The sequence below is a fragment of the Amycolatopsis sp. NPDC003861 genome (assembly GCF_053605405.1).
In genome coordinates, this window is sequence record NZ_JBSGJD010000390.1 from 1 (window position 1) to 6,021 (window position 6,021).

Here is a 6,021-nt window from a genome sequence, read left to right on the forward strand (position 1 = left end):
ACACCCGGGCGGCCGACCGGGCCCCAGCGTGGTGTGCGAGCGGGGACCGCGGGGTGCGGACCCGGCTCGCTCAGCCCTGGCTTCGACCGTGGAGCTCAGTCCTGGTCGTAGTCGGATTCGTCGTCCGCGTCGTGGTCGACGACCCAGTCGTCGTCGTCCGCCGCCGTGGCGTCGGCGACCGCGGTCACCGAGTGCGCGGCCGCGCCGCCCACCCCGGCCGTGGTGTACCAGGCGTGGTAGCCCGCGTAGTCCGGCACCGCCACCGCGTGCGCACCCTCCGACGATGCGCCGTACGGGCCGGCCGTCAGCTTCTCCGCCTCGTACGTGGCGTGGTGCTCGCCCGCGTGGCTCACCACGTGCGCCGAGGTCGCGCCGTCCACACCGGCCGAGTGCTGCTCGGCGTAGTAGCCCACGTCGCCGGCGTCGTCGGCGTCGTCAGCGTCGTCGTCGGCGTCGTACACCGGGTGGACGACGTAGCCGGCCGGCTCCTGGTCCACCGGGTCGGGGTGGCTCACGGCGTGGTGCACGACGTCGTCGTCATCGTCGTAGTCGCCCGTGACGTAGTGGTGGTCGTCGCCGTCGTAGTCGTCGCAGTCGCCGTCGTCGTCGCCGCCGTACCAGCCGTCGTGGGCCGGGTGGTGCCAGGCGTGGTTCCAGCCGTCGTCGCCGGACTCGCCGCTGTGCGTCACGGCGGCGCCGCCGATGCCGGCCACCGCGGAGTCCGTCTCCGACCAGTGGTGTCCCCACCAGGTCGAGCCTTCGTCGGTGTCGGTGGTGCCCGCGCCGCCGATGCCGGCCCAGGTGCTGGAGCTCTCGGCGCTCCAGGAGTCGTGCGGCCAGTCGAGCGGGTGCGCCGTCGCCGGACCGGCGATGACGAGGGAAAGCGGCAGCGCGAAAGCGCCGGCGACAGCCAGTCGTCGCAATGTGGACATGATTTCTCGGGGTTCCCTTCCTGAGTGCGGCGGCCGGGTTTGATTCGGGGCCCGGGCACCGGGGCAGCAGTTCTGTCCGATAGGTGACGTTACCGCCCCGATGGGCCGCCCACAGGGCGTTGACCTGCGTAAATACCCGATCGGTGCGCGGGAACCGCCGAGTGGAGGACAGATCCGGAATGGGGTTGAACCAGCCTACTTCGCCACCGCGGGAGTGGCCGGAATGAATGGCGTGAAATCACTCGCTCAGGTAGTTCTCCGTTTAACGGATAAAATCCGGGTCCGGGCCGGCACCACGGGAGGGGCCCGGTCACCGTCCGCCGGTCGACCGCGGCGGCGCTCGGCCGCCCGGCCGACCGCGACGCGGCAGGTGGCCCACCCGCGCTGCGCCGCTCCGAGCCCGCCTCCGCGCGGAATTCCGGCCGCGGGCCGGCCCGGACCACGATAACAGAACCTTCCACCTATTGTTCCCACGGTATTCACAGTCGTGGAGTAATCACTGTTTTTTTCGTTACCTGGTACACCCGAAAACCACAGGAATGGACTCGATCGGACCAAGCCGTTGCGCGATCAATTGCGTAGGTTTCCCACCATGTCGCCGATGAGATCCATTCTGGCCGTCGTTCTGCTGGCCGCGTTCGTCGTGCCGCCCGGGCCGGCGGCCGCGGCCGCGGTGACGCCCGGGCCGGTGTGCGATCACCAGCCATTGGTCAACACCACGGCGCCCGCGGGTGCGGTCACCGTCGACGCCGCGGTACCCGGCGACCTCTACCGCAAGTCGCAGGAGTCGCCGCCGGGCACCACGTTCTGGCTGCCGCCGGGCACGCACCTGCTGGCGGCGGACCCGTTCGGGCAGGTCATCCCCAAGGACGGCGACGTCTACCTCGGCGCGCCCGGCGCGGTGCTGGACGGGCAGGGCATCAACCGCGCCGCCTTCACGCAACAGGCGAAGAACGTCGTCATCCGCGGGCTCACCATCCAGAACTTCGTCGCCCCGCAGGACCAGGGCGTGGTGAACCACGATTCCGGCGAGCATTGGATCATCGAAAACACGACCGTGCAGAACAACAAAGGCGCGGGAATCATGGCCGGGGCGCGCCAGGAGGTGCGGCACAGCTGCCTGCGCAACAACGGCCAGTACGGCATGAACGCCTACCGGTCGGACAGCACGATCACCGCGTTGATCATCGAGGGCAACGAGATCGCCGGAAACAACACCGACGACTGGGAAACGCGCAGCCCCGGCTGCGGGTGCAGCGGCGGGATCAAGTTCTGGGTGGTCGACAAGGCCGACGTCCGCGGGAACTGGATCCACCACAACCACGGCGCCGGGCTCTGGGCCGACACCGACAACAACGACTTCCTGATCGAGAACAACCTCATCGAGGACAACGACGCCGAGGCGCTGTTCTACGAGATCAGCTACAACCTGGTCTTCCGCGACAACGTCCTGCGGCGCAACAGCCTGGTCGCCGGCAAGCGCCGCGCCGACAAGGGCGACAACTTCCCGGTGGCGAGCGTCTACCTGTCCGAGTCGGGCGGCGAGCCGCGGGTGCCGGCCCGCACGCACCTGATCGACATCTACGACAACACCTTCGAGGACAACTGGTCCGGTGTCACCGCCTGGGAGAACGCCGACCGGTTCTGCAACAGCCCGGCCAACACCTCGATCAACACCTGCACCAAGCTCGTCACCGACCGCACGCGGTGCTCGGCGCCCGGGATCGCGTCGGCGCCGCTGTACGACGACTGCCGGTGGAAGACCCAGCTGGTCGAGGTGCACGACAACACGTTGCGCTTCGACCCGGCCCGCATCGGCTGCACGAACGGCTCCTGCGGCAAGATGGCGCTGCTGTCGAACTGGGGGACGTACCCGTCCTGGTCGCCGTACCAGGGCAAGGTCGTCCAGGACGCCATCACCCACGACCAGGGCAACTACTGGTTCAGCAACGCCTACTACGGGCCCTGGAAGTTCGTCGCGGGCGACACGTCCCGGATCCTGACGGCCGAGCAGTGGCAGACGACCCCGTGGGACCAGGACGACTGCGCGTCCTTCGACGGAGTCATGCCCCACTGCTGAGCGCGCCTCAGTGCGTGGCGAGCAGTCCCAGCACGGCGGTGGACTTCGCGGCGTCGAGGAACCGCAGGCCCATGAAGTTGTCGCCGGGGTTGAAGCCGGGCAGCGCCCAGACCGCTTCGTACGGCAGTCCGACACGCCGGTAGCGGCGCAGGCTGTAGACGTTGCTGAACAGGCACTTCCCCGGGTCCGGGCGCCACAGCCGGCGCGCGAAGGCGGGATTGCGGAACCCGTGCCCGACCTCGGCCGTCGCCTGGACGTGCTTGCCGCCGGTGAAGAGCACGACGTCGCCGGTGGTCACGGTGTCCATCCGGCGGTCGTACTTGTCCTTGGCGCCCCAGAACCGGGCCCGCCCGCCCGGGTGCAGCGCGTCGAGGCGGGCGAGGTCCGCGGGGTCGAGCAGGTCGGCGAGTTCGCCGAAGGCGACGGTCTTTTCCAGGGATTCGGCGCCGTAGCGGCGGGCGTCCGCGGTGCCGTAGGCGGGCTGGACGAAAACCTGGACCACGGAGGGGAACGGTAGCTCAGCCGCCGTGCGTGCGGTCACTCTGGTAGTCGGTGTAGGTGTAGGGGTTGTCGAGGATCTTGGTCTCCGGCACGTCGGGGTTCATCCCCTGCCGCCACGCCTCCTCCCCGAGCTGCGCCCGCAGGTACTCCACCGTGCCCTCGACCCGCCGCCGGACCGCGAGGAGGTCGACGTCGACCAGGCGGCCGTCGCGCTTGACCACGCGGCCGCCGACCAGCACCGTGTGGACGTCGGCGCGCTGGGCCTGGAACGCCACGTGGCCGTACGGGTTGAGCAGCGGGAACGACACCGGGGAGTGGTCGTTCTTCAGCAGCACGACGTCGGCCTTCTTGCCGACCTCCAGGCGGCCCAGGTCCGAGCGGCCCAGCGCCGCGGCGCCGCCCCGGGTGGCCCACTCCACGACCTGGTCCGCACGCAGTGCCGCGTGCGTCACCGTCTCGCCCTTCGCGTGCGCCTCCAGGTGCTCCCGGGACCGGTCGGCGCCGAGGGTGGCGCGCATGGCCGAGAACAGGTCGCCGCTCCACCACACCGAGGTGTCCATCGACAGCGACACCGGGATGCCGTACTTGCGCAGCGCCCAGGTGGGCGGGTAGCCCTGGCCGGCGCTCTGTTCGCTTTCGGTGGAGACCGACACCGACCCGCCGGTGGCGGCGATGCGGTGGTAGGAGTCGGCCGACAGCGACGCGCCGTGGACGTAGACCGTCTCCGGGGTCATGAACCCGTGGTCGTACATCAGCCGGATGCCGTCGTCGCCGGTCGCGCCCCAGACGCCGGCGTGGGTGGTCACCGGCACGCCGAGCTCGCGGGCCACCTCGAAGGCCGGCTTTTCGGGGAAGGCGGGGTCGCCGGTGACGTCGAAGGCGAGCTGGAAGCCGAGCTCGCCGCCGGCGCGCCGGGCGGCGAAGTCGCGGAACTCCGGCGTGGCCGTCCAGTTCGCCGGGGCGTCCTGGATGTTGCCGTAGGCCAGCACGAACCGGCCGGGGACGGCTTCGAGCGCGTCGGCCGCCGCGTCGGCGTGCTGCGTGGTCCGCAGGCCGTGGGACCAGTCGACGGTGGTGGTGACGCCGGCCTCCAGGGCCTCCCACGCGCCGAGCAGGTTGCCCGCGTAGATGTCCTCGGGGCGGAACACCTTGCCCCACTCGAGGTAGTACCAGACGAAGTACTGGGTGAGCGTCCAGTCGGCGCCGTAGCCGCGCATGGCGGTCTGCCACAGGTGGCGGTGCGTGTCGATCATCCCCGGCATGACGATGCCGCCGGAGGCGTCGATCTCGGTCGTGCCCGCCGGGACCTCCAGGGCCGGGCCGATCGCGGCGATGCGGTCGCCCTCGACCAGGACGTCTGCGCCGGGCAGGACGCGGCGAGCGTCGTCGAGGGTCAGCACCGTGCCACCCCGCAGGACGATCGATTCGGACATCACTGGCCTCCGTTGCGTACACTTGTCCGCTCTACGGACACTCGACGGGTGCCGCCACTTTCGTCCAGTGCCGCGCCGGTGTCAATCCCCGCGGCTACGCTGCGGGCAGGACTGCAGAGGGAGGTCGCGCATGCCACGCGAGGGAACGGGTCCGGACTTCATCGAGGCGCTGGCGCGCGGGCTCGAGGTGATCACCGCGTTCCGGCCGGGCCGGCCGGCGATGACGCTGGCCGAGGTCGCCACCGCGGCCGGGCTGGCCCGCCCGACCGCCCGCCGGATCCTGCTGACCCTCGAGGAGCTCGGCTACGTCCGCACCGACGGCCGCGACTACTCGCTGACGCCGCGGGTGCTCGACCTCGGCGTCGCGTACGTGCATTCCACGGGCCTGTGGGAGGTCGCCCGCCCGCACCTGGAACGCCTGGTCGCGCGCACGGACGAGTCCTGCTCGATCGCCCAGCTCGACGGCTCCGACATCGTCTACGTCGCCCGGGTGGCGGTGCCGAAGATCGTGGGCCTGAGCGTGCAGATCGGCACCCGCTTCCCGGCCCTGCCGACGTCGCTGGGCAAGGTGCAGCTCGCGGCGCTGCCGGCGGACGAGCTGGAGGCGGTGCTGGCCGAGCCGACCCGCTCGGGCCTGGTCCCCCGCTGGCAGCCGGGCCGGGCCGAGCGCGACGCCGAGCTGCGCGAGGTGCGCGCCCGCGGCTGGGCGCTGACCGACGAGCAGCTCGCCCTGGGCATCCGCTCGGTGGCGGCGCCGCTGCGCGACGGGACGGGCCGGGTGATCGCCGGCGTCAACGTCAACTGCCACGCCGCGGAGACCTCGGTCGAGCGGCTGGTCGAGCACCACCTGCCGCTGCTGCTGCAGACGGCCGGGGAGATCAGCGCCGACTTCGCCCGCCTCGACGCCGTCCCCGCCGTGGTCGTGAGTGGTAAGGCGGGTTAGAACCCGCTGTCATGTCTCAGGACCTCACGGACAGGTATGTTTCAGGACTTCGCGGACAGTTTGTGGTTGGTGAGGGGTTGGTAGCGGACTGATCGGTCTAGTGTGAGCTGGCGGGCGATCGTGTCACCGATC

Annotated in this window: 5 protein-coding genes; 2 read left to right on the plus strand and 3 right to left on the minus strand. The window is 70.8% G+C overall.

The features are described from left to right. Positions 1-95: 95 nt before the first annotated feature. Positions 96-932: a hypothetical protein gene (locus tag ACWEVN_RS45745; RefSeq protein WP_452055445.1), complete on the minus strand. Its 837-nt coding sequence runs from the start codon at positions 930-932 to the stop codon at positions 96-98. A 592-nt stretch (positions 933-1,524) separates the two neighbouring features. Between ACWEVN_RS45745 and ACWEVN_RS45750 the strand changes: the two genes are divergently transcribed. Further along, positions 1,525-3,012: a right-handed parallel beta-helix repeat-containing protein gene (locus ACWEVN_RS45750; protein WP_449684898.1), complete on the plus strand. Its 1,488-nt coding sequence runs from the start codon at positions 1,525-1,527 to the stop codon at positions 3,010-3,012. A gap of 7 nt (positions 3,013-3,019) precedes the next feature. Here the strand turns inward: ACWEVN_RS45750 and ACWEVN_RS45755 are convergent, their stop codons facing one another. Both ACWEVN_RS45755 and ACWEVN_RS45760 read right to left on the minus strand, forming a co-directional pair. Further along, entirely contained in the window at positions 3,020-3,514 is a 495-nt protein-coding gene (locus ACWEVN_RS45755) for a hypothetical protein (protein WP_452055446.1), read from the minus strand. Positions 3,515-3,530: 16 nt separating this feature from the next. Further along, the gene (locus tag ACWEVN_RS45760; protein ID WP_452055447.1) at positions 3,531-4,946 is read right to left on the minus strand and encodes an amidohydrolase family protein; all 1,416 of its coding nucleotides are present in this window, start codon (positions 4,944-4,946) and stop codon (positions 3,531-3,533) included. 130 nt (positions 4,947-5,076) lie between these two features. On the opposite strand from ACWEVN_RS45760, the gene ACWEVN_RS45765 reads away from it, so the two are divergent. Beyond that, entirely contained in the window at positions 5,077-5,889 is an 813-nt protein-coding gene (locus ACWEVN_RS45765) for an IclR family transcriptional regulator domain-containing protein (RefSeq protein ID WP_452055448.1), read from the plus strand. Positions 5,890-6,021 lie beyond the last annotated feature (132 nt).

Coding starts and splice junctions, on each gene's coding strand:
- ACWEVN_RS45745 (WP_452055445.1), bottom strand. CDS start 932: ATGTCCACATTGCGACGACTGGCTGTCGCCGGCGCTTTCGCGCTGCCG.
- ACWEVN_RS45750 (WP_449684898.1), top strand. CDS start 1,525: ATGTCGCCGATGAGATCCATTCTGGCCGTCGTTCTGCTGGCCGCGTTC.
- ACWEVN_RS45760 (WP_452055447.1), bottom strand. CDS start 4,946: ATGTCCGAATCGATCGTCCTGCGGGGTGGCACGGTGCTGACCCTCGAC.
- ACWEVN_RS45765 (WP_452055448.1), top strand. CDS start 5,077: ATGCCACGCGAGGGAACGGGTCCGGACTTCATCGAGGCGCTGGCGCGC.